The organism is uncultured Pontibacter sp., from assembly GCF_947502515.1.
Classification (GTDB): domain Bacteria; phylum Bacteroidota; class Bacteroidia; order Cytophagales; family Hymenobacteraceae; genus Pontibacter.
The window spans coordinates 864,209-887,426 of the sequence record NZ_CANNAI010000001.1; the positions used below are offsets into that span (position 1 = coordinate 864,209).

26 protein-coding genes and 1 pseudogene are annotated in these 23,218 nt (G+C 49.2%); 10 read left to right on the forward strand and 17 right to left on the reverse strand.

The window, feature by feature from the left end; translation table 11 throughout:
* Positions 1-80: 80 nt before the first annotated feature.
* Positions 81-1,058: an acyl-ACP desaturase gene (locus tag Q1A54_RS04025; protein WP_299985222.1), complete on the forward strand. Its 978-nt coding sequence runs from the start codon at positions 81-83 to the stop codon at positions 1,056-1,058.
* Positions 1,059-1,133: 75 nt separating this feature from the next.
* Here the strand turns inward: Q1A54_RS04025 and Q1A54_RS04030 are convergent, their stop codons facing one another.
* Positions 1,134-1,415, reverse strand: a complete 282-nt coding sequence (locus Q1A54_RS04030; protein WP_196114432.1) for a DUF427 domain-containing protein — start codon at positions 1,413-1,415, stop codon at positions 1,134-1,136.
* Positions 1,416-1,571: 156 nt separating this feature from the next.
* On the opposite strand from Q1A54_RS04030, the gene Q1A54_RS04035 reads away from it, so the two are divergent.
* Both Q1A54_RS04035 and Q1A54_RS04040 read left to right on the forward strand, forming a co-directional pair.
* Positions 1,572-2,672 (forward strand): VWA domain-containing protein, encoded by a 1,101-nt coding sequence (locus Q1A54_RS04035; RefSeq protein ID WP_299985224.1) that lies wholly within the window; start codon positions 1,572-1,574, stop codon positions 2,670-2,672.
* 144 nt (positions 2,673-2,816) lie between these two features.
* Positions 2,817-4,337 (forward strand): sigma 54-interacting transcriptional regulator, encoded by a 1,521-nt coding sequence (locus Q1A54_RS04040; RefSeq protein WP_299985227.1) that lies wholly within the window; start codon positions 2,817-2,819, stop codon positions 4,335-4,337.
* A gap of 98 nt (positions 4,338-4,435) precedes the next feature.
* On the opposite strand, the gene Q1A54_RS04045 is transcribed toward Q1A54_RS04040, so the two are convergent.
* From Q1A54_RS04045 to Q1A54_RS04095, 11 genes are all read right to left on the reverse strand, one after another.
* On the reverse strand, positions 4,436-4,726 hold the full coding sequence (locus tag Q1A54_RS04045) for a hypothetical protein (protein WP_299985230.1): 291 nt from the start codon (positions 4,724-4,726) through the stop codon (positions 4,436-4,438).
* Positions 4,727-4,757: 31 nt separating this feature from the next.
* A complete protein-coding gene (locus Q1A54_RS04050) occupies positions 4,758-5,273 on the reverse strand; it encodes a hypothetical protein (RefSeq protein ID WP_299985232.1) in 516 nt (171 codons plus the stop codon).
* 89 nt (positions 5,274-5,362) lie between these two features.
* Positions 5,363-5,956: a hypothetical protein gene (locus tag Q1A54_RS04055; RefSeq protein ID WP_299985234.1), complete on the reverse strand. Its 594-nt coding sequence runs from the start codon at positions 5,954-5,956 to the stop codon at positions 5,363-5,365.
* Between the two features lie 81 nt (positions 5,957-6,037).
* The gene (locus Q1A54_RS04060; RefSeq protein ID WP_299985236.1) at positions 6,038-6,406 is read right to left on the reverse strand and encodes a hypothetical protein; all 369 of its coding nucleotides are present in this window, start codon (positions 6,404-6,406) and stop codon (positions 6,038-6,040) included.
* A gap of 93 nt (positions 6,407-6,499) precedes the next feature.
* A complete protein-coding gene (locus Q1A54_RS04065; protein ID WP_299985238.1) occupies positions 6,500-7,330 on the reverse strand; it encodes a type II CAAX endopeptidase family protein in 831 nt (276 codons plus the stop codon).
* Between the two features lie 82 nt (positions 7,331-7,412).
* A complete protein-coding gene (locus tag Q1A54_RS04070) occupies positions 7,413-8,603 on the reverse strand; it encodes an NRAMP family divalent metal transporter (RefSeq protein ID WP_299985240.1) in 1,191 nt (396 codons plus the stop codon).
* Positions 8,600-9,379, reverse strand: a complete 780-nt coding sequence (gene pxpA / locus Q1A54_RS04075) for a 5-oxoprolinase subunit PxpA (RefSeq protein ID WP_299985242.1) — start codon at positions 9,377-9,379, stop codon at positions 8,600-8,602. Before pxpA ends, Q1A54_RS04070 begins: the two co-directional genes overlap by 4 nt.
* Complete coding sequence (locus Q1A54_RS04080; protein ID WP_299985244.1) at positions 9,376-10,383, reverse strand: biotin-dependent carboxyltransferase family protein; 1,008 nt, start codon at positions 10,381-10,383, stop codon at positions 9,376-9,378. The genes pxpA and Q1A54_RS04080 overlap by 4 nt, the downstream gene beginning before the upstream one ends.
* A complete protein-coding gene (gene pxpB, locus Q1A54_RS04085; protein ID WP_299985246.1) occupies positions 10,373-11,107 on the reverse strand; it encodes a 5-oxoprolinase subunit PxpB in 735 nt (244 codons plus the stop codon). The genes Q1A54_RS04080 and pxpB overlap by 11 nt, the downstream gene beginning before the upstream one ends.
* A 123-nt stretch (positions 11,108-11,230) precedes the next feature.
* Positions 11,231-12,544, reverse strand: coding sequence for a dicarboxylate/amino acid:cation symporter (locus tag Q1A54_RS04090; RefSeq protein WP_299985248.1), 1,314 nt, complete (start codon positions 12,542-12,544; stop codon positions 11,231-11,233).
* Between the two features lie 272 nt (positions 12,545-12,816).
* The gene (locus tag Q1A54_RS04095; RefSeq protein WP_299985250.1) at positions 12,817-13,278 is read right to left on the reverse strand and encodes a peptidylprolyl isomerase; all 462 of its coding nucleotides are present in this window, start codon (positions 13,276-13,278) and stop codon (positions 12,817-12,819) included.
* A 194-nt stretch (positions 13,279-13,472) separates the two neighbouring features.
* On the opposite strand from Q1A54_RS04095, the gene Q1A54_RS04100 reads away from it, so the two are divergent.
* Positions 13,473-14,102: a fasciclin domain-containing protein gene (locus Q1A54_RS04100; protein WP_299985251.1), complete on the forward strand. Its 630-nt coding sequence runs from the start codon at positions 13,473-13,475 to the stop codon at positions 14,100-14,102.
* Between the two features lie 2 nt (positions 14,103-14,104).
* Here the strand turns inward: Q1A54_RS04100 and Q1A54_RS04105 are convergent, their stop codons facing one another.
* The 3 genes from Q1A54_RS04105 to Q1A54_RS04115 all read right to left on the reverse strand — a co-directional run bounded on the left by Q1A54_RS04105 (position 14,105) and on the right by Q1A54_RS04115 (position 17,721).
* A complete protein-coding gene (locus Q1A54_RS04105; RefSeq protein WP_196114443.1) occupies positions 14,105-14,806 on the reverse strand; it encodes an SDR family oxidoreductase in 702 nt (233 codons plus the stop codon).
* 744 nt (positions 14,807-15,550) lie between these two features.
* The gene (gene rsgA / locus Q1A54_RS04110) at positions 15,551-16,474 is read right to left on the reverse strand and encodes a ribosome small subunit-dependent GTPase A (RefSeq protein WP_196114444.1); all 924 of its coding nucleotides are present in this window, start codon (positions 16,472-16,474) and stop codon (positions 15,551-15,553) included.
* Between the two features lie 5 nt (positions 16,475-16,479).
* A complete protein-coding gene (locus tag Q1A54_RS04115; RefSeq protein ID WP_299985256.1) occupies positions 16,480-17,721 on the reverse strand; it encodes a glycosyltransferase N-terminal domain-containing protein in 1,242 nt (413 codons plus the stop codon).
* Positions 17,722-18,012: 291 nt separating this feature from the next.
* On the opposite strand from Q1A54_RS04115, the gene Q1A54_RS04120 reads away from it, so the two are divergent.
* From Q1A54_RS04120 to Q1A54_RS04145, 6 genes and pseudogenes are all read left to right on the forward strand, one after another.
* A complete protein-coding gene (locus tag Q1A54_RS04120) occupies positions 18,013-18,960 on the forward strand; it encodes a hypothetical protein (protein ID WP_299985258.1) in 948 nt (315 codons plus the stop codon).
* A 126-nt stretch (positions 18,961-19,086) separates the two neighbouring features.
* Positions 19,087-19,725 (forward strand): trimeric intracellular cation channel family protein, encoded by a 639-nt coding sequence (locus Q1A54_RS04125; RefSeq protein ID WP_299985260.1) that lies wholly within the window; start codon positions 19,087-19,089, stop codon positions 19,723-19,725.
* An 8-nt stretch (positions 19,726-19,733) separates the two neighbouring features.
* Positions 19,734-20,209: pseudogene (locus Q1A54_RS04130) on the forward strand (GNAT family N-acetyltransferase).
* A complete protein-coding gene (locus Q1A54_RS04135; RefSeq protein ID WP_299985263.1) occupies positions 20,206-20,832 on the forward strand; it encodes a class I SAM-dependent methyltransferase in 627 nt (208 codons plus the stop codon). The pseudogene Q1A54_RS04130 and the gene Q1A54_RS04135 overlap by 4 nt, the downstream one beginning before the upstream one ends.
* Before the next feature lie 40 nt (positions 20,833-20,872).
* Complete coding sequence (crcB, locus tag Q1A54_RS04140; RefSeq protein WP_299985265.1) at positions 20,873-21,244, forward strand: fluoride efflux transporter CrcB; 372 nt, start codon at positions 20,873-20,875, stop codon at positions 21,242-21,244.
* Positions 21,245-21,329: 85 nt separating this feature from the next.
* Positions 21,330-21,950: an HAD family hydrolase gene (locus tag Q1A54_RS04145; RefSeq protein ID WP_299985267.1), complete on the forward strand. Its 621-nt coding sequence runs from the start codon at positions 21,330-21,332 to the stop codon at positions 21,948-21,950.
* A gap of 65 nt (positions 21,951-22,015) precedes the next feature.
* On the opposite strand, the gene Q1A54_RS04150 is transcribed toward Q1A54_RS04145, so the two are convergent.
* On the reverse strand, positions 22,016-22,645 hold the full coding sequence (locus Q1A54_RS04150) for a peroxiredoxin (protein ID WP_196114453.1): 630 nt from the start codon (positions 22,643-22,645) through the stop codon (positions 22,016-22,018).
* A 32-nt stretch (positions 22,646-22,677) separates the two neighbouring features.
* Positions 22,678-23,142: a transcriptional repressor gene (locus Q1A54_RS04155; RefSeq protein ID WP_196114454.1), complete on the reverse strand. Its 465-nt coding sequence runs from the start codon at positions 23,140-23,142 to the stop codon at positions 22,678-22,680.
* Positions 23,143-23,218: the final 76 nt, after the last annotated feature.

A 23,218-nucleotide genomic window follows, 5' to 3' on the forward strand; every position in this document is an offset into this window, starting at 1 on the left:
CATGAACTTAATATGACGCTGCGGATTACTATTTTAGTATAAATGCCTATATTTGAAATTCAATCGCCTAAAACAACACCATGATTACAGCCATTGCCTCCCGTGTAGAAGTCATGAAATGGATGGAAGACTTTGTCCAAGAAAAGATGACAGAGTTTCTCAAGTCTGTTGAAGACAGTTGGCAGCCTGCTGATTTGCTGCCCGACGCCCGTATGGAAAATTTCTTTGAAGAAATTAAAAACCTGCAGGAGCGTGCCCGTGACCTGAGTTATGACCTGCTGGCCGTGCTGGTAGGAGATACCATTACAGAAGAAGCACTGCCAACTTATGAAAGCTGGCTGATGTCTATCAAGGATGTGCCAAGCAATGAGGATAGCCCTTGGATGAAGTGGAACCGCGCCTGGACTGCTGAAGAAAACCGTCATGGCGACCTGCTGAATAAGTACCTATACTTGACCGGTCGCATCAACATGCGTGAGATGGAGGCGTCCACGCAGTACCTGATCGCTGATGGTTTTGACCTTCAGACAGATAATGATCCTTACCGTGCCTTTGTCTATACCTCTTTTCAGGAAACAGCTACTAACCTGTCGCACCGCCGCGTAGCCCAGATCGCCAAGAAGCAGGGCGATGGCATGCTGGCAAAGCTTTGCGGCTATGTAGCCTCTGACGAGGCCCGTCACGCCAAGGCGTATAAGGCTTTTGTAGGCAAAATATTTGAAGCCGATCCGAATGAGATGATGCTGGCCTTTGAAGACATGATGCGCAAGAAAATCGTAATGCCTGCGCACTACATGCGTGAGTTGGGCGTGGACATGGGTAAAACCTTCGGCCACTTCACTGATGCTGCTCAGCGTATCAACGTGTACACGGCGCTTGACTATACGGACATTCTGAGGGATCTCGTGAAAGAGTGGAAGCTTGAAACAGTGACTGGCCTGAACGACGCTGGTGAGCGTGCCCGCGATTACGTGGTCGCCTTGCCAGATCGCCTGCGTAGAGTAGCTGAGCGTATGAGATCGCCACAACTAGAGTATAAGTTCCGCTGGATCGACTAATCCTGTGTGATAGAATTATAAAAGAGCGGGGCCTGTCAGTTTTCTGACAGGCCCCGCTCTTTTTATGGGCATTAGTTAGTCTTTTAGTTCGACAACGTCTGTAAAGGCAATGTAGCTTCGTACTTCTTCTGCCTTCTTTTCGGGGTTTGTGTACGACCAGGCTGCATCGAGTTCAACCTCTCCGTTTACTTTTACATGGTAAAAAGAAGCCTCGCCCATACCTTCCTGTGTAGTGTGCGTTCTGCTTTCTTCCAGGTATTGATGGTTCACTTCATTTGGTGGGAAATAATGCTTGCCGCCCACCTTAACAGTTCGTTCGCTTTCTGCTATTACGATATCGTTGAATATTGCTTTCATTGTGATTTAATTTGGTTAGTATCTGTATATAAGGTACTCTCGCATGCAGCTTATTGTTGCCACACCTGTGCTTATGTGATATTGTACGTATAAGAAGCGGTGCGCAAGAACATTCGGTTGCATAGCGTTGTTAGAGTATAAATCAGGAGAGAGCATATGAGTATAGGGTATAGATTTGCAGAGTACATACCACCGCAGGATGATAAGCAGGGCTTCGAGTCGCTGCTCAAGATCTTTCTGCAGCTGGTGATGATCACTTCCGGTGATGTGGCCGAGGCACTGTCGTGGCTCAGTTCGCTGGACAAGCAGTACGGCCTGACAGGCGATGATTACGGCATTGGCGACTTCATCGAAGACCTTAAGAAAAACGGGTACATCGATGAGAACCCACAGGAGGAGGGGGTGCTGAAACTCACGGCAAAGAGTGAGCAGAACATCCGGAAAAGTGCGCTGGAGGAAATTTTTGGCAAGCTAAAGAAAGGCGGCAAAGGCAGCCACGCCACGCCGCAAACAGGTATAGGCGACGAGGCCAGCACAGACCGCCGCGAGTACCGCTTCGGCGATGCGATCGAGCAGATCTCCATGACGGACTCGATCCGCAATGCCCAGATCAATCACGGCCTTTCAGACTTCAGACTGACTGAGCAGGACCTCGAGATAATGGAGACTGAGCACAAAACGCAATCTGCAACGGTGCTGATGATTGACATCTCGCACTCCATGATCCTGTACGGCGAGGACCGTATTACACCCGCAAAAAAGGTGGCCATGGCGCTTGCCGAACTGGTGAAGCAGAAGTATCCGAAAGACACGCTGGATGTGATCGTGTTTGGTAACGATGCTTGGCAAATAGAGATTAAGGACCTGCCCTACCTGGAAGTGGGGCCCTACCATACTAACACCGTAGCCGGGCTCGAGTTGGCCATGGATATTTTGCGGAAGCGCAAGACGCCGAATAAGCAGATCTTTATGATCACGGACGGCAAACCGACCTGCCTGAAAGAAGGGGTGCATTACTACAAAAACAGCTTCGGCCTGGATCGCAAAGTGGTGAACAAGACACTGAACCTGGCTGCAGCTTGCCGTCGGATCAAAATCCCGATTACCACCTTCATGATCGCATCGGACCCATACCTGCAGCAATTCGTAGACGAGTTTACCAAAGTGAACAACGGCCAGGCCTACTACAGCTCACTGAAAGGATTAGGGCACCTGGTGTTCCGCGACTATGGACGCAACCGAAAGAAAAGCTTTTAAAGTTTGAGAGTTTAGGAGTTTAAGAATTTGAGAATTAAAGATCTTAATACTCAAGCAATTCCCCTCCTCGGAGGGGTTAGGGGTGGGTCTACACATAGAAGGTAAACCAACCATTAAGCAATTTAGCATTCAACAATAAAAAGAATGAATTACAAAGACATCCCAGCAGAAAACTTACTGAAAATAAAAACCCTTGGGCAATTGCGTGCCGCCGGGTACGAACCGCAAACTGTGAAGCAGGAACTGCGTCGTAACCTGATCACCAAGCTGCAGCGCAAAGAAGAAGTGTTTCCGGGCATTTGGGGCTATGAAGAAACCGTGGTGCCGGACCTGCAGCGGGCCATCCTCTCGATGCATCACATTAACCTGCTCGGCTTGCGCGGACAGGCTAAAACGCGCATTGCCCGCCTGATGGTGGACCTGCTCGACGAGTACATACCTGTTGTGCAAGGCTCTGAGTTAAATGACGACCCACTGCAGCCGCTCTCGCGTTTTGCCAAGGATCAGGTGCACGAGCATGGCGATGATACGCCCATCAGCTGGATGCACCGCTCCGACAGGTATACCGAAAAGCTGGCTACTCCCGACGTGTCGGTAGCGGACCTGATCGGTGATGCTGACCCTATCAAAGCGGCTACACTGAAGCTGCCCTACTCTGATGAAAGGGTGATCCATTTCGGCTTGATTCCGCGTTCCCACCGGGGCATCTTTGTTATCAACGAGCTACCCGATTTACAGGCCCGCATTCAGGTGGCTTTGTTCAACATCTTGCAGGAAGGCGACATCCAGATCCGGGGCTTTAAAGTCCGCCTGCCGCTCGATATCCAGTTTGTTTTCACAGCCAACCCCGAGGACTATACCAACCGTGGTTCCATCGTAACGCCACTCAAAGACCGCATTGACTCGCAGATCATCACGCACTATCCGAAGTCCATCGAGATCGGCAAGAAGATCACGAAGCAGGAAGCACATGTGAAAGAAGAGCAGGAAGAACTAGTCATCACCAACGACATCATCAGCGACCTGATAGAGCAGGTTGCCTTTGAGGCGCGTGAGAGTGAGTATGTCGATGCTAAAAGTGGTGTATCAGCACGTCTGACCATCTCGGCTTTTGAGAGTTTGCTGAGCGCTGCCGAGCGTCGGGCCTTGCTGAACGGTGAAAGCAAAACCTATGTGCGCTTGTCGGATTTCCTGAACACCATACCTGCTGTGACGGGTAAAGTGGAACTCGTATACGAGGGCGAGCAGGAAGGCGCAGGACATGTGGCGCAGGTGCTGATGGGCAAAGCTATCCGCACCCAGTTCCTCCAGTACTTCCCTGATCCCGACAAGGCCAAAAAGTCAAAAGAGGGAAATCCGTATAAGAAGATAACCGATTGGTTTGGCGATGGTAACACAGTGGATATCCTGAATGATGCGCCTGCCTCGGAATACAAAAAAGCTTTGCAAGCTATACCTGGCCTGAGCGAACTGGTAGAAAAGCACCGCTCCGATGCAAAAGGCGAGGAGAAGCTGTTTATGATGGAGTTTGCCCTGCATGGTTTAGCAGAGCACAGCCAGCTCAGCAAAAACCGCCTCAGCACCGGCCTGCAGTTCAAGGATCTGCTCAGCGGTATGTTCACCATGCCGAGTTTTGGAGAGGAGGAAGACGAGGATGATTTTTAGGAGTTAGATAAGTTAAGAAGGGAAAGCCAGAAGTAGTATTCGTACTGCTTCTGGCTTTTTTATGATAGGTATTGGGAGTTGTTTATACCTGAAAGCGCCTATACCTGCAGCAAGTCGGTGACAATGCTTTCCCATTCCTGCTGAAGAGAGATCTCTGGTCTTTTGCGGCCTGCCCGGCTATACCAATAGTCTGCATTCCAGGTGTCGCCTTCTTTGCGGTGCAGGTAGGCATGTAACCATGCGGCGGTTTTGTCAGGTAGATCCTGTATGAGTATATGCGCTTTGTCCCAGTCGCCCTTTGCCTCATGCCACAACGCCTGCAGGTATACCGAAGCCTGTGGAGGAGGCATGGGAGCGGAGAGGCTGGCTTTGAAGGCGTCGAGGTTCATCGGGAGTTTAATTACATGAGAAGTATCAGTTTCAAAAATGCAGGCTCAACGCAATTTTGTCAAACAGCGGTTTGAATGCTTCAAAATTAGGAGAAGTGGTCACCATCGTTAAAATCAATATCATGCCGTCCTTATTTGTAAGGAGTACATAGTTGTGCATGTCCTCTTTACTGTATTTATTCTGATGTGTTTCTATCAGGAATTTATACTTTCTTTCATTGATCACGGTGTCACCCTGCTCAATAATCTTAAATCCTTCGACAGTCCCAATGCTTTTCAGGAATTCATTGTAGGTTTTATCCAGGCTCGTTTCGTTGTGGTGTAAAATGTTGATATTGAAGTTCTCTCTTGGTACATCTTCTTCGCTCTGTTTCTGCCTGAATGCCATCAGGGCCAGGGATTTATCAGCAGGCACACCGTACTTCCAGCCAATCGGAATACCAATCCGGTAGTTTTGAACAGTATCCTGAATAATAGCGAGTTCCTGCCCAAGACTGATAGTCTTAACAGATACTAGAAAAATGAGGGTGAGTAAAAAGTGTTTCATGTTGGGGAATTGGGTTTAGGAAGTTTGTTGTGTGTTTACCAATCTGCGCCGGTTTTACAGCTGAAAGATCGGTAAATAACCATTGTGGTTTAATATCCCTGCGTATCACTTTTACTAAGGATTGGCTTTTCTGAATTACTTCTGTAAAGCGCTAGTGCACTTGTGATAAATTGGTAAAGCAAGGGGTGTGTATCTTTACGGGGCGATACTGCAGAGAGCACATATTCGGGCCCTTTTTCATGTCGTACCTTCATTCTTAACCGCGTCCCATCTAAGACTATTCTGCTTCTGTCGTTGTCATTCTCTTGTAATGTCTCTGCTTTTGATAAAGAATCACTGATGCGGAGCAAAGGATGGTCTGAGGGAATTTCTAAACTGTCTCTTTCAAAGGCTTTATACTTTTCAAAAATGCGGGTAAGCTGCTTTTGTACTATTGAATCCTCTCTGAAGGTTTTCGCCAGTTCCTGAATTTCTAAACTGTCCTGCTTCGTAGGGCTTAAGTCCTTTTGCTTTCTTTTAAAGTAAATGAGTTTGGTAGATTCTGTATTTTTTAAGAGATGAATCTTAAACTCCGAAAAACTGGCTGATGCCTTTGACGTGATTTCAATCTGGTAATTCCCTGTAGTTTGAGAATAAGAATTTAAAGTCAAGAGGATTAGGAAGAATAGTAGTAATGTTTTCATCGTATAGAATAATAGTTTGCACTTAATGCGAGCAAGGCATAGTCTAAGTTGGTTTATACGCCATGCTATGCATTGTATTTTTTAGTATCGGCTAGTTGAAGCAAATACAGTGTCCTTTTCAATTTTGAAAACAACCTGGCTATTTAAAGTACCACCGTTTGTATAGTATCCTGCTGTACTGATTTCTTTCTTCCCATTCTCACGAGTAAATGCTAACACATAACTCCCATCTGTCTTATTATCGCCCATTTTTAAAAAATCAGAAACTTTTTCATTGGTATCTATAGTCTCAAATTCAATAGAATTTAGATTTTCAGAAGTTGTAAACTTCACGTCAGAAATGGGAGCGTCTGAATTATTTTCAATCTCAACTTCAATTCCATTTTCTTTGAGTAAATAGCAGGAATTTATAGCTAGAATCATGATTAGTAAATAAGTCAGTTTTTTCATACTAGCTTTATTAAGCACTAAGGTAAAGAGGCTATTTACTCCCATTAGCTGCAGTAAAATGGTAACAATGTACTAAACTTTTAAACACTTTTCCTACACCATTACTAACTCATCCCTTACCACCTTATTCCGCTTCCAGGCTACTATAATTGCCAGCACGATCAATAGCCTTAATACCGTGAAGACGACTTCCCCAGTCAGATCAAGGCCAGCAGGATAAGCCATGTTTGCCATTAGGTGTAGCAGGATAGCGCCCAGTATACTGCGGTGCGTGTGGTTGTATACCCACGTGAAGACAAAAGAAAGCATGATCAACTGGAAAGACCAAGACCAGAACTGATAGCCAAAGCCTTTGGCATGCTGAGACGTGCCTTCGATGAAGAATAGCGGCAGGTGCCAGAGTATCCAAAAGATACCTAGTATTAAACTGCCTGCAACAGCGCCGTATTTTTCCTGCAGTGGGTCCAGTACGTAACCACGCCAGCCCAGTTCTTCTGAAACAGGGCCTGCGAATAGCATAATCAGCGCAAAAGTAAGTATGGTCGAAGGTGAGTCGAGGCCGCTGAACAAGCTCGTTACTGGCGGCTGTGTGCCACCAAAGAAAGAGTAGATGTAATAACCCAGAAAGTAAATCGCCGGAAAGATAAGCAGAATGACCAGGTACCATACCCAACCAATTCGGCTGAAACTGAAAACCCGGTTCCAGAAGTCACGATTCTCTGCTGCCTGACCATAGCGCTGCACCAGGTAGATCGCTGCAAAGGATGGCCCAAAAGCACCCAGGATAATAATAGGCAGCAGCAGATCGTCCGGAAGTGGAAGCGCCAGGATAGCGCCCCAGACTAACCACGAAAAGGCAAAACTTAAGGCAAAGAATCCCCAAATACTGGCGACTGCTGGTTTTGATGTAGAGAGGCGAGTCATTGTAGAAAGTTTAAGGTGAGAAAACTTTATACAATATAGGAAAATTTACATACGAGCCAAACAAAGTATAGCACTCTCAGGCCTAGCTAAACAACGCTGGTAGCTGCTTCACCAAGGTATAGCCTCCCATCCAAGCCATCACCAGCACGACCAGTATTCCGAAGACCGTGAGCCACAGTGGGTGCTTATAACTGCCGATCACCTTCGCTTTGTGAGCAGCGATCAAAATAGTGCCGAGCGTAAGGGGTAGGATAAGGCCGTTGAGGGCGCCAGCCAAGATAAGCAGATGCACCGGACGACCAATAGTGACGAAGATAGCAGTGGAAATAGCGATGAAGCCGATGATGAACCAGTTCTCATTCCGCTCGATGCTTTGGTGAAAGGACTTGATGAAAGACACTGAAGTATAAGCCGAGCCGATCACAGAGGTAATAGCCGCTGACACCATCACAATGCCAAATAACTTATAGCCAACATTGCCAGCCGCTAACTGAAACACGGAGGCTGGTGGATTGCTTTCGTCGAGCACGAGGCCTTTGCTCACCACTCCCAGCGCTGCTAAAAACAGGAAAATGCGAATGATAGAGGCTACTGTTATACCTGATATGGCGCTGGTATTTACCTCAGGCAGAGCGGCTTCGCCTTTCACGCCGGCATCGAGCAGACGGTGACCGCCTGCAAACGTAATATAACCGCCTACTGTGCCACCTACCAGCGTGATGATCGAGATAAAATCGATCTGGTCAGGTATGAAAGTTTTGGTCACGGCCTCTGCCACTGGAGGTGCAGAGGTGATGGCCACATAGACGATCAGCAGGATCATCAGCAGGCCCATAAACTGGGCGAAGCGGTCCATTACTTTTTTGGCTTCCCGCACCAGGAATATGCCGATGGCTATACCTGCCGCAATAATGGCCCCCAACTCCGGAGAAATTCCGAACAGCACATTGAATCCCAGACCGGCCCCGCCTACGTTGCCAATGTTGAATGCAAAGCCACCGAGCACAATGAGCACCGCCACAAAAAGGCCCAGGCCCGGCAGCACCAGGTTGGCAATGTCCTGCGCCCGCTTCTCGGACACAGCAATCACACGCCATACGTTGAGCTGCACCCCGATATCGAGTACAATAGAAGCTAGTATCACAAAGCCAAAACTGGCAGCAAGCGATTGCGTGAAAACGGTGGTTTGGGTGAGGAAGCCGGGTCCGACCGCAGAAGTTGCCATCAGGAAGGCGGCACCGAGCAGGACGCTCCAGTTGCGTTTCTGATTCATGGGCGCTGCACTTTTGGTGTAGCAAGCGCTATACCTTCCCGCTGCAAGGTTTCATGTATCTGGCGGGCAAAAGACAGGGCATGCGGGCCGTCACCGTGTATGCAAACCGTATTAGCCTGTATATCTATATCCACCCCCTGCTGCGACTGCACTTTGCCTTCCTGCACCATGCGCAGCACCTGGCTGGTAGCTTTGTCTGGATCCGTGATCAGCGCATCAGGTTGTCGGCGGGAGGTAAGGGTGCTGTCCTGTTGGTAGGTGCGGTCGGCAAACACTTCGTTAGCAGCCCCTAGGTTGAGCCGATAGGCAGCTTTTATCAGCTCACTTCCAGCCAGACCATAAAGCAGTGCCTCGGGCTTTACCTTGTACACGGCCTCTGCAATGGCCTCAGCCAGCTTCACATCGGTTGCGGCCATGTTATAAAGAGCGCCGTGCGGTTTCACGTGGTGCAGGGTGCCACCCTCGGCCTGCACGAAAGCCTGCAACGCTCCTATCTGGTAGATCACCATATCGTATACCTCCTCTGCTGAAACGGCCAGGTTGCGCCTTCCAAAGCCCACTAGGTCGGGCAGGCCGGGATGGGCGCCGATGGCTACATTGTGCTGCAGGCATAGCTGCACGGTTTTGCGCATCACACCAGGGTCGCCGGCATGGAAGCCACAGGCTATATTGGCCGAGGTTACATAGGGAAGAATCTGCTCGTCATTCCCTATACGATAGGCGCCAAAACTCTCGCCCAGGTCGCAGTTCAGGTCAACGGAAAGGAGTGTGATCATTTATTGTGCTTTAGGTGGATGGCGTGTGCCAGCTGTGTCAGGTTCTGTTCCTGCCGGATGTAAAGCTGCTGGGCTTCTTCCAGCGATACTTCCTCAAACGCAATGGTCTGACCCGGCGCAACCTGGGCTAATATAGGCAAATCGACGCTAACTACCTGCAGGATGCGCGGGTAACCGCCTGTAGTCTGGTGGTCGGCCATCAGCACAATTGGCTTGCCCTCAGGCGGCACCTGCACCGTGCCAAAAGTCACAGCAGTGGAGATAAGCTCGGTCTCCTCGTTCAGGTAGAGCGAAACGCCCTGCAAGCGGTAGCCCATCCGATCCGACTGGCTTGACACTTGAAAGCGCTCTTTCCAGATCTGCTCCTGGCTGGTGTCAGAGAAGAGCTCAAACTCGGGGCCTTTAATAGCCCGAAGGGTCGGGTTAGGCTTGTAGCCGGGGTAGAACTGCGGGTCGGGTGTCCAGGTAGCGGCTAGGTAATCGTGGCCGTCTGTAGTACCTGTTGCCTGTGAAAACAGCGCTATACCTGTAGCAGTGGGGCTGTTGCAAGGTATAAAGTCACCTGCCTGCAGTGCCCGTCCCTGGTACCCGCCTATACCTGCCTGCATGTAGGTGGCGTAGCTGCCCATTACTTGTGGTATATCAAAACCACCCGACACGGCTATATAAGCCCTGCAGCCGGATTGGGGTGCTCCAAAAGACAAAACGCTGCCGCTCTTCACAAAAAAAGGACGCCACAGACGCAACTTCTCTCCGTTAAGCTCAGCTGACAGATCAGCGCCGGTCAGGGCGATCAGTTGATCCTCTGTAAAGCGGATAGTAGGACCGAGGAGCGTTATCTCCAATACGGCTTCGTGCTCTGGGTTGCCGGCCAGCATGTTGGCTACCCGGGAAGCGAACGTATCCATGGCACCGCTTGTGATGATGCCCTCTTTCTGGTGCCCATACCTGCCCTTATCCTGCAGGGTGGTGAGCAAGCCCGGTTTTATGATCTCAAGCCCCATGCGGTTTCTCCTTTCGCTGCCAGTACTCTTTTTCAGAAATAGCGACAAATTTTACCTGATCACCGGCCTGCAGCAGACTGGGCTGTTCCCGGTTGGGGTCAAAAAGACGCAGTGGGGTGCGGCCAATCAGTTGCCAGCCACCCGGTGTCTCGATGGGGTAAATGCCTGTCTGGCCGCTCGCTATACCCACCGATCCGGCAGGTATGCGTGGTCTGGGGTTTTGCTTGCGGGGAGTAGCCAGCTTTTTCGCCATACCACCCAGGTATGGAAAGCCAGGCGCAAAGCCGATCATGTATACCTGGTACTTGCCGCGTACGTGGCTGGCGATGACTTCCTGTGGTGTGAGTTTGGTATGCCGGGCTACATACTCCAGGTCAGGACCGAAAGAGCCATTATAGCACACCGGAATCTCCACTACACGCGGTTTAGTACCTTTGCCATTTTCGCGGGCCACTTTAAGCATGTGCTGGAGCTGCTCCGTCACGCGGGTATAAGGGTTATAGAAACCTCGCTCACTTGCCTGCCAGGGGTCATAGTACACCGTGACAGTGTTAAAAGCAGGCACCTGTTCTCTGAAACCGGTAAAAGGATGCCGGTCCAGATAGGTACTGAAGGCGCGCACCTTGGTGTGGGTGGCTTCATCGATGCTATCGCCGAACTGCACCGTAATGGCGGTGTCGCCGAGTGGGTATAGCCGGAATAGCTGCATGTCTTTCTGCTTCATGCCTACGCTGATTAATGTGCCTTTGTATACCTGATGGAGTAAAGTATAGTTAACCAAGGTACATAAAAAAACACAAGACCGCGGGGTAGCAGCCTTGTGTTTCAAACGAATGTTCTGAATTTGTTAGTCGTGCAAGCCGACGTCTTCCAGTGATGGCGGGTGCAACTGACCTTCTGTTTGGGCGATCACCATGGCTACTGTTGCATCGCCGGTTACGTTGACAGTAGTACGGAGCATATCCAGAATACGGTCAGGGGCCAGGATCAGGGCGATACCCTCGATTGGGATGCCTGCCTGCTGCAGCACGATCACAAGCATCACCACACCGGCACCCGGCACGGCAGCTGCCCCAATAGAGGCCAGCGTCGCTGTCATCACAATGCCCAGCTGCGTCATCAGGTCGAGGTCCATGCCATAGGCCTGCGCTATGAACACAGCAGCCACCGACTGGTACAGACTGGTACCGTCCATGTTGATGGTAGCCCCCAATGGCAGCACAAAGCTGGTGATCTCACGGTTGATGCCCAGTCGCTCCTCACAACGCTCCATGGTAACAGGCAGTGTGGCCGCACTGGAGGAAGTGGAAAGCGCCAGCATCTGCGCCGGGAAGATACCTTTGAAGAAGTCGGTGTATTTGGTTTTGCCGATAGTGACTACCAGGGCAGGGTATACTAGCAGCATCATAATGCCAAGGCCTACAATCACCACCAGGCCATAGTAGCCCAACACCAACAGGAGCTCAACGGCAGCGCCCGGATCATCTCCGGCAAAATCCACTACCAGTCCGGCCAGTAGGGCAAACACGCCATAGGGAGCCGCCATCATAATGATGTCTACCATCCTGAGTATAACCAGGTTGACACCGTCGAAAAAGGCATTGATAGGGGCGGACTTATCTTTGGGAATCATAATAAGTGCGATGCCAAAAAGAAGTGCGAAGAAGATCACCTGCAGCATGCTGCTGTTATTGGTCATCGCCCCAAAAATATTGTCCGGTACAATATCGACCAGCGCCTGCAAAGGGCCCTGCTGTTCTACTGCGGCTGCGTCGGATGAGCGCTGCTCCGTAGTAGCTGCAAACTGCGACTTAAACTCTTCCCGCTTTTCAGGTGAGAAAGCCTTGCCCGGCTCCACCAGGTTCACAATGACCAAGCCTAGCACAACTGCCACGATAGTGGTCATGATGTACATACCGATGGTCTTGGTGCCAATGCGCGAGAGCTTGCTTACATCACTCAAACTGGCCACCCCCGTTATCAGCGATACGAGTACCAATGGCACCGCAATCAGCTTCAGCAGGTTGATAAAGATGGTACCAAAGGGTTTGATAAAGTCGGCAGTGAACTCGATAAGGCCGAAGGAGCTGGCAGAGATTCCCCATGCTACCCCGAGGGCCATACCAATAAGAATCTGCCAGTGCAGGGCTAACTTCTTCATAAACAGGTTGGTGGCAGGCAATTTAAACGAGCCCACCCATGTTTGGTGTAAGGTTCAGATTAATGCGTGCAGGCAAAATATCAGGTATGGCGCCGCCATAGAGCCCGCTAAGTATGCCCACGTCAGGTAAAATTAAGCAAAATCCTTCAGAAACGGCCGGAATATCTCAATTCCAGAATTTAATGGGCAGCAGAGCCAGGTATAGCAGTTTTGTAAAAGAAAAAGACCGCAACTGGTGCGGTCTTTTAAGGTATCAAGATGTGTGGTAGAGCTTATGCTTCCTCGTTCACAACAATCTTTTCAATTCTGTCATTGGCTCTGATCTGGTCAATCACGTCCACGCCTTCTATCACCTTACCGAAGCAGGTATGGTTGCGGTCCAGGTGCGCCGTGTTTTTGCGGCTGTGCACAATAAAGAACTGTGAGCCACCAGTGTTGCGGCCAGCATGCGCCATGCTCAACACGCCACGGTCATGGTACTGGTTCTCACCGGTCAGTTCACAATCGATTTTGTAGCCCGGGCCACCTGTGCCAGGTACGCCTTTAGCACCTTCGCGTGAGTTCGGGCAGCCACCCTGTATCACGAAGTCAGGAATAACGCGGTGAAAGGTAAGGCCATCGTAAAAGCCATCTTTGGCAAGCTTTATAAAGTTCTCTACCGTCTTAGGAGCGTCTTTTTCATAAAACTCTACTTTCATGACGCCTTTACCGGTATGGATTTCTGCAGTTCTCATAATTCTATTTGTTTGAAATAATGTAATACTAACAAGTACAAAAGTACGGAAAATATTTATTGAGGGCCAGTCGACCAACCTCCCGATTTGGCTGAAGAGGCGACTGGCTTGGTATTTGCTAAAACTTGAAGCGCCTTAAAACAGTAATTGTACTATAGCGCGACCCCTGAATTAGACTAAAACCTGAGCCTACTATGAAAGCAAATTCCTACATATTAACCCTGTTTGGGCTCGCCATGCTGCTGCTTACTGCCTGTGATCAGCCCAAGGATACCCAAACTGGAAACGAAGCCGACCTTCAGGAAAGCCCCAATACCCTGCAGACGAATGGACCTGTTGAGCCGCAAGCCAGCACAGCCCGCCAGATTCCAGGTAGCACTGAGGCGGCCCGTGTATCGGAGCGCAGTTTACTCGATAATGTAGCAGCCAACAGTGACCTGAATACTTTCAGCTCGCTTTTACGCACAGCCGGCGTTACAAAAAGTCTGAGTGGCACGGGTCCCTATACTGTGTTTGCCCCCACCGAGGCAGCCTTTCAGGCCTTGCCTGATAGTTTGCGCGACAACCTGAATAGTCCAGATCACCGGGAGATGCTACAGCAAGTGCTCAACAATCACATTATAGCAGGCAAGCTGACCACGAGCGACCTGCAGGACGGCGCCATTCTGAAAACAGCAGCAGGACGACAGCTGAAGGTCACAAAGCGCAATAGCAATGTACGCATTGACAGTGCTATGATTGAGGATCCTGATGGAATGAGCAGCAATGGTGTGCTGCATACAATAGACAAGGTACTCGTGCCAGTAGAAGAAACTATCCTGTAAGCTTAGAAAGGATTTGTCGCCCAGACAGCCATTTCAGGTATAAAGCCCCTGTCATCGAGTTCCAGCGCTCCTTTGATCGCACGCGCAATCTCACGACCGCGTAGTTTGTTTGGCTGGCTATCGCGCTCTTCCCGTTCTTCACGCCCAAATGCAGTGGTAACCTCGCTCGGATTTAGCAACATAACCCGCACATTGTAGGGGCGCAGTTCCATCTGCCAGCACTGTGTCATGCCGCGTAAGGCAAACTTAGAAGAGGCGTATACTGTGCCGCCGTCATAACCTTTGGTAGCAGCTGTAGAGCCAATGTTGATGATGTTGCCGTAGTTCTGTTTTTTGAAGATCTCAGCCGCCCGCTTGCCCATCATGGCCGCTCCAAACACATTGACGCTATAGATCTGCTGAAAGTCTTCCAGCGACACATCCTCTAGTCTTTTAGAGTAGCCGATCCCCGCATTGTTTATCAAGGCATCCAACCTGCCATACTCATTCATGAAGGTTTTAAAAGTCTGCTTTACGTCATCCGGATTCGCCACATCAGCTGTGATCGGCATGGCACCGAGTTCCCTGGCTGCTTTGTGCGTTCGTTTCTCGTCACGACCTGTAATGGCTACGTTTGCGCCGTGTTCAATGAGTAGTCTGGCTGTGGCATAGCCGATGCCGAGTGTGCCGCCTGTGATCAGGATATTCGCGTTTTCGATTTTCATAGTGGTAGAGGTGAGTTTTGATTTTTGTAATAACGTGGGAGGGGTGGTTGTAGTTAAGGTTTTGCTTGCAGCAGGCTTTTCGCCTGTGCGGCGGGGTGGGTATGCCCTGGCCGGGCGGGCCTTACTTTTTTCCTTGATGAAAAAAGTAAGCAAAAAAATCAAGACGATTTTGAACTCGCTGACCGCTCAAACAAAAAATCGTCGTTTGCGCACAAGACAGCGCTTTCTGTTTTATAGCCAGCGTGTGAGTTAGTCTTGCTTTACCTGCCAGTGGTCATTTTGATCTTTGACAAAAACTTTGAAGCTTATACCTGCACAATGGCAGTGGCTAACTCTCCACCTTAGAAAAGAAGGGGCTAGGGGAGGTTTGATCCGATCCCCAATGCGAAGGTAGGGCTGTTAAGTTCTAGCAAATTCTCCCCTTGAGGGGAGCGTAGAGGGGTGTTGAGGCTGCGGATGCATCGTAAGTAAATCCGCTAATGGCAATTTAGCACCGAATTTACACCCCTATAATCCCCTCAAGGGGAGAATTACGAACAGAACTTAGCAGCCCTACCCTGCGAAGGGGGTAGGGGTGGGTTAATTGTTCACAAGAATCCTGTCAATCCGTGGGGGTAGGGGCCCTCTTTAATCCTGAAAATCCTGATTCTGACAAACTATACCTGTGCACAATCCGAATAGGTCGCGACCTATCCCTACACAACCATTCTCAAACTCCTCAACTCTCAAACTCCCAAACTGGATCTATTTTCTATTATCTTCCCCATGCATGATGCTCAGATAGCTCTCATACCTGGTTAAGGCGATTTCGTTTTTACGGACGGCCTCTACTACGGCGCAGCCGGGTTCGTTGAAGTGGGTGCAGTTGTTGAAGCGGCATTGGTTGAGGCGCTCGCGCATTTCGGGGAAGAAGTGGCCGAGTTCCTGTTTGGGGATGTCGACGATGCCGAGCTCTTTGATGCCGGGCGTGTCGATGATGAAGGTTTCAGGGTCGATCTCAAACATCTCAGCGAAGGTGGTGGTGTGCACGCCTTTGTCGGAGAAGCCGGATATTTCGGAGGTTTTTAGGTCGAGGTCAGGTACAATCAGGTTGATAAGTGTGGACTTGCCCACACCGGAGTGGCCGGAGAAGAGGGAAGTTTTGCCGTGCAGCAGCTCTTTGAGCTCGTCTATACCTTCGTTGGTATGCGCCGATACGGCCATCACTTTATAGCCAATGCGCTCATACAGGTAGGCGATCTGCCGCTGGTACTCCTGCATATCCTCATCGTAGAGGTCGGTTTTGTTGTACACGATCACGGTAGGTATACCGTAAGCTTCGGCCGTTACCAAGAAGCGGTCGATGAAGCCAAAGGAGGTACGCGGCGACACCAATGTGGCGATAAGCAGGGCTTGGTCGAGGTTGGCAGCGATGATGTGGGCGTGCTCGGCCTTATGCGTGGATTTGCGGATGATGTAGTTTTCGCGGTCTTCGATTTTGTGAATCACAGCGGTGTCTTCGCCGGTGGTTTCCACGTCGAACTCCACACGGTCGCCCACAGCCAGCGGGTTGCTCACTTTCATGCCTTTGAGCTTGAACTTGCCGCGCAGACGAGCCCGGTGCAGCTTGCCCTCCTCGTCACGCACCAAATACCACGACCCCGTCGATTTTACTACAACTCCTTTCATTCGTTTTATTTCAACAGCTGGCGCACGTCGGCCATGATTTTGACCGTGGCACCCGCCTGTTCGTGTACGTAAGTTTTTTCTTTGTTGGTTATACCTTGGCGCAGCCCAGATGTGGTATGCACCCGCTCAAAAGCCTGCAGCAGCTCTTCCGCGTTGTTGATCGGGAAAGCACAACCCAATGCCACCAAATCCTTCGCCTCCTGAAACTTATCGAATTTCGGTCCGAAGTACAGCGGCAGTCCAAAAACAGCCGCCTCCAGCGTGTTGTGCAGCCCTTTGCCAAAAGCCCCGCCAATGTAAGCATAGGTGCCGTAGCTGTAAAGCGACGAGAGCATACCGATATTATCAATCACCAGCACGTTATACCTGTTCGCGTCCGCTTCCGTAGCCTGCGAAAAGCGCACAGCACCCTCGCCGAGCTGTTGCATCAGCTGACTAATCCCGCTTTCGTGAATCTCGTGTGGGGCGATGATGAACTGTATATCTTGTCTATACCTTTGAATCAGCGGCAAGAGCACGTCGATATCCGCGGGCCAGCTACTGCCGATCATAAATACCGCCTTACCCTGCGCAAAAGCCTCCACCACAGGTATAGTCTTCACACTCGCAGCCGTCTGCAACACACGGTCGAAACGGGTGTCGCCGGCAATGCTGGCTTTGCTTATACCTATACCTTGAAGAAGTTTCAGCGAAGCCTCGTTTTGGGTATAGATATGGGTGAAGCGCTGCAATATGCTGCGGTTGAAGCCGCCGTAGGGTTTGAAAAAGACTTGGTCAGGACGGAAGATGGCCGAAATAGAAAGCACAGGTATAGCCCGCTCTTGCATAGCCTGCAGGTAGTAGTGCCAGAACTCGTACTTCACAAACACCGCCAGCTTCGGCTTTATGATATCCAAAAAGCGGTTGGCATTGCTGTGGCTGTCGAGCGGCAGGTAAAAGATGTAATCGGCCCCAGCATAGTTTTTGCGCACTTCGTAGCCCGAAGGCGAAAAGAACGTGAGCACCACCTTATACCTTGGGAACGCCTCTTTGAAAGCCTCGATAACAGGTCGTCCTTGCTCAAATTCCCCCAGCGATGCGCAATGAAACCACACCGTCGAAGCCGTGTTGCCCTGCAGTTGTTGCGCCATCCGCTCAAACTGTCCCGCACGCCCTTCCTGCATCAGCTTCGCCTTTTGGTGAAAAGGCGCTGCCACCGCAATAGCCGCCTGGTAAGCCTTCAGTCCGATGTCGTAGAGTAGTTTCAAATGTTATTTCTGGCAATGACCTCACAGTGTCTCAAAGACCTGTGAGTGTCTTGGTGCTTCAAAGCAAAGGCCCTATCCAGACACTCACAGGTTTGATAAACACTGTGAGGTCGGGGAATTGCCTTCACGTTACAAATATAGGGTATTCTAAAGCGATAGTAGTAAGAGGCCTGTACTTTGTGAAAGGAGAGGAATTACTTGTGAAGTTACGCAGATACTCTATATTTGGTAGGATAAACGTCACGATAGTAATTGCAGAGTAGTTGTGTGAAATTAGAACAAAGAAAACAGATGATAAAAGAGATTAAATTAACGACATTGTTTCTGTCAATTTCATTAATTGGGTTTGGACAAGCACTGCAAAAAGAAAAGTCTAAAAATTACATTCAGATTAAAGGAACAAATATATTTATGATTCCCCCTGTTTCTTTTGAGCCTTCGAGTAATTTTAAAGGTTTCCAAAATTCAAAAGATCAAACGACTATGATTATGGTGCTAGAAATTCCTGGACCATATTCAGAAGTATCAAAAGGATTCAATTCTGAAATGCTCAAAACAAAAGGTATGGAATTGAAATCCTTAAAAGAAGTTAAAGTTGCTGAATACAATGGTTTACTAATTGAGTTAGATCAACCTGCTAACGGTCTAATATTTTCAAAGCAAATTTTGATTTATGGCAACGATAAATCAAGCACACTCATAAACGGGATTTACCAAAAAGATTCATTACAACTAGGTAAGAAAATTGAAGAAAGTATTTTGACGACTTTTGTCGACTCTAAATTGGAAAGCAACCCTAGAGAAGCATTGAATTATAAATTAGATGAAAATGCTGGCTCTTTGAAGTTTCATTCGGTTATAGGGAACGGAATGCTGTTTAATCGAGATCTAAAAACACCTACACAAAGTGAAGATAAAGCGACTTTAATAACTGACAAATCATTTTCCAATATTGAAATAAGCAATAAGAAGCTTTTTTGTATTTCAAGATTAAAAAAGTATCCTGAAGATTATTCTATAATTCCGAGTAAGGGTATTAACGAAATAGAATTAGATAATCTAAAAGGATTTGAACTCTTTGCAAAGAATAATGATAGGGAAAACGAAGAAATGTATCAAGTAATTTTATTTGATGATAATGGTGGTTATTACCTTTTTGTAGGGACCTATTTAGCTGAAAGTAAAAATGCTATGACTGATGTAAGAAATGTTATTAAAACCTTCAAAAGAATAAAATAACAGCACATAACAAGGTTCAAAATCCAGGCTTCAGCTATGCTTTGCCCACATTATACACGAACCAATAGTCACTCTCCACTATTAAGAGCCTTATATTTCTAGATACCCCATTAATCAACACCCCCCTTGGAAGGACTCTTCATCACCGCCATTGACCTAATCGGAACCTTCGTTTTCGCGATAAGCGGCATCAGGCTGGCTTCGGGTAAGAACATTGATTGGTTTGGGGCTTATATCATTGGCTTGGTTACGGCTATTGGTGGAGGTACCACCCGAGATTTGCTGCTGGGCGTAACGCCTTTTTGGATGCTGAACGGCACCTACTTCCTCACAACCGGTGTCGCGCTTCTGGCGGCTTTGCTGTTCAAAGACAAAATTTTCCGGTTGGGGAGTACGCTGTTTCTATTCGACGCCATCGGGCTGGGGCTGTTTACGGTGGTGGGCATCAGCAAAAGCCTGGAGGCGCAACTTCCATTCTGGGTGGCGATTGTCATGGGGACTATTACAGGTTCCGTCGGTGGCCTTATCCGGGATGTGCTCTTGAACGAAGTACCGCTCCTGCTGCGCCGCAATATTTATGCGCTGGCCTGTGTCGCCGGCGGACTCATTTACTTTTTGTGTACACAGATTAACCTTCCGACGAGCGTGACGGAATTGCTTGCTGCCTCCGTCGTGATACTGGTTCGGATAGTGGCCGAGAAGTTTAACATTCATTTGCCTGTGCTGAATCCTGTGAATCAGGATGAGGAGAAAATAACCAAATAACACACCGCATGCCTCCCATTATCCGCCCCATACATCCATCCGACAACGAGCCATTGGCCACTTTGATCCGGCAGGTTTTCCGTGAGTTTAAGATAGACAAGCCCGGCACCGTGTATACCGACCCGACCACCGATTCTTTGTACGAGCTATTTCAGCAACCTGGCAGCGCCTACTTTGTGGCCGAAGAGAATGGTGCCATCATTGGCGGATGTGGCGTATACCCCACCAATGGCCTGCCAGAAGGCTGTGCCGAGCTGGTGAAATTTTACCTTGCTGCAGAGGCCAGGGGATAGGGCACCAACTGATGCAGCAGAGTATAGCAGCTGCCCGGGAACTCGGCTATACCCAGCTATACCTGGAGTCGTTCCCGGAACTGGCCAAAGCCGTATCAATGTATGAGAAAGCAGGCTTCAGGCCCATACCACATGCCCTAGGCAACTCGGGACACTACGCCTGCAACATTTGGATGCTGAAAGACCTATGACCGTAGAAGAAGCCTATAACAGTTGGGCCGCGCAGTACGACACCAACAAGAACCGCACCCGCGATCTGGAAGCCTCAGCTTTGCGGGCTACATTGGCTGATGTGCCCTTTGAGGCATGCCTGGAAATTGGCTGCGGTACAGGCAAAAACACGGAGTGGCTGGTGCGTAAGGCCATGCATGTTACGGCGGTGGACCTGTCTTTCGAAATGCTGGAGCGGGCCCGAAAGAAAGTGAGCTCCAACAAAGTTGCGTTTCAACAAGCCGACATCACACAGCCTTGGCAGTTCGCCACGCAGGTATACGATCTTGTTACCTTCAGCCTGGTGCTGGAACATATCTCACAACTGGATTTTATTTTTGATCAAACGGCAGCGGTCCTAAAGCCCGGAGGCTACGTCTACATCGGCGAACTGCATCCTTTCAAGCAATACACCGGCACCAAGGCCCGCTTCGGCACAGAAGAGGGACGGCAGGAGGTGGCATGCTATACCTACCACGTATCGGAGTTTGTGCAGATGGCCAGACAGTACAGCCTGAAACTGGTTGCCTTGAACGAATATTTTGATGACAACGACCGCACCGGTATACCGCGCATTCTGACTATCCTTTTGCAGAAGGTATAGAAAACCCTACTTTTATACTCTCAGAACCAGTCATTACTACATGAAGATACTTTTAGCCATAGGAGCAGGGAGCTTTATAGGGGGTGTCACACGTTACTTGCTCACCCTTTTTATACAAAGCCGTGCTACTATTGCTTTCCCTTTCGGCACCTTGGGCGTTAACCTGATTGGCTGCTTTTTGATGGGCTTACTATTTGCGCTGCTTTCCAAAAGCTCCGTGGGTCCTGAGTGGCGCCTTTTCCTGGTGACTGGCGTGTTGGGTGGTTTTACTACTTTCTCTGCTTTCTCACTGGAGTCTGTTCACATGCTGCAGGCAGCGCAGTACGGGCATGCGATAGCGTACATGCTGGCAAGTGTACTGCTGGGCTTGCTGGCTACCTTCGCAGGTATAGGCCTGGTCAAGTTGTTGTAGGCACTGCGTCTGTAGAAGGTATAGCCCTGCCTGGCTGTTTTCCGTAAACCCCATACCTGCTCAACAGGTATAAACTCATCTTGGTATGACAGAAAACAAGCAAAACGAGATAAAAGTCGTGGTGTTCGACCTGAACGGCACCTTCTATAATAAGAGCTCCAAAGAAGAATTCTTTAAGTTCATCAGTAGAAAGAAGCCCCACAAACTGGCCTACTATTTCCAGATGATCTACTACAAGGTGCTCCTCAAGCTGCACCAGATCCGGATGACGGAGTTTAAAGAGAATTTCTTCAACTACCTCGACAACATCCCTCCCAAACAGGTAGAACAATACGCCCGTGAGTTCTGGCAACAAGAGTTTCCCGACGAGTTCAATGAAGAAATAAAAGCCAAACTGGACAGGTATAAGCAGGAGGGTATTCAAGTCATCTGCGCCACCGGAGCATTGGAGGTATACGTGAAGCCTTTGTTCGAGCTATACCCGGTTGATCTGTTTTTCGGAACACAAACCAGGTATAACGGAGAAACCTATATAGTACAAGGCAAAGCCTGCAAGGACGAAGAAAAGATCAAGCGCCTGGATAAGCACTTCAATGGGAAACCTTACAGAATTGTAGAAGCCTACTCTGACAATAAAGAAAACATACTGGACGAGGCCGATCGGGCCTGGCTTGTGAAGGATAGTGGAAAGCTTGTACGCCTTTGACCTGCTCTAAAACAAAAAGCCCCGGCTACTGCCAGGGCTTTTTTATGCTTAATGCTATCTAAAGCTTAGTGCTTTGCAAGGTAGTTAGATACGCCTTCTTTTGTAGCGCTCATCGCTTCTTTGCCTTCAGACCAGTTGGCTGGGCAAACTTCGCCTTTCTCTTCGAAATACTGCAGGGCATCTACCATACGCAGGGCCTCGTCGATAGAACGGCCAAGCGGAAGGTCGTTAACTACCTGGTGACGAACTACACCTTCTTTGTCGATTAGGAACAGGCCGCGGTAAGCAACCGGCTCACCTACGAAGATTGCTTCGCCTTCCTCGTTGTAGTCGTAGTGACCAGCCAGCACGTCGAAGTTCTGAGCGATCGTCTTGGCAGCGTCAGCTACCAGCGGATACTCAACACCTTCGATACCACCTTGGTTACGTGGTGTGTTCAACCATGCGAAGTGAGAAAAATGCGTGTCGGTAGAGCAACCAACTACGGCTACGTTCTTACGATCGAACTCTTCCATTCTGTCCTGGAATGCGATGATCTCAGTAGGGCAAACGAAAGTGAAGTCCATTGGGTAGAAATAGAATACCACGTGCTTCTTGCCGATGTACTGGTCAAGTGAAAAGTTCTCTACGAATTCGCCGTTAACTACAGCTGTAGCTTTGAAAGAAGGTGCTTTTTTACCTACTAATACTGCCATTTTGTTGTGTTTTTATTGGGTTTTGAAAAAATCTATTTAGATACTCTTGTAATACTAATCTTTTTGTCGGGCTCCACTTTGCATCCTGTCAGCTGCACCGAAAAGCCTTTGATCTCGAAGTTCTCGAGCTTTCGCTCACTAAAGAACTTGAGCAGTAACTGCTCCAACTCCTCGTCCTCAAAATCAACGATCTCCTTGGTCTTGCTGCAATAGATATGGCTATGCGTCATCGTATTGGAGTCGTAACGCTTGCTGCCCTGTTCTGACACCACCCGTCGCAGCATACCTGTTTCGGTAAAGGTGTCCAGCGTTTTGTAGACCGTGCCCAGCGAGATCGTTGGGTTAGCCGGTCTTAATCGCTGAAAGATATCCTCTGCCGTCGGATGTGACCCGTGCAACTCTGTTACCGCTTCGAGCACAACAATGCGCTGGTGCGTGGCCTTCAGGCCGCACTCAATCAGGCTTTGTCGTATTTCGTCTCGGGTCAGGTGTTGCATACTGCAGATAAGAATGATTCTTAACTAGGAATAGTTCCGCAAAGGTATAGCTTCTCTCTAAGAATTAAAAGTGAAG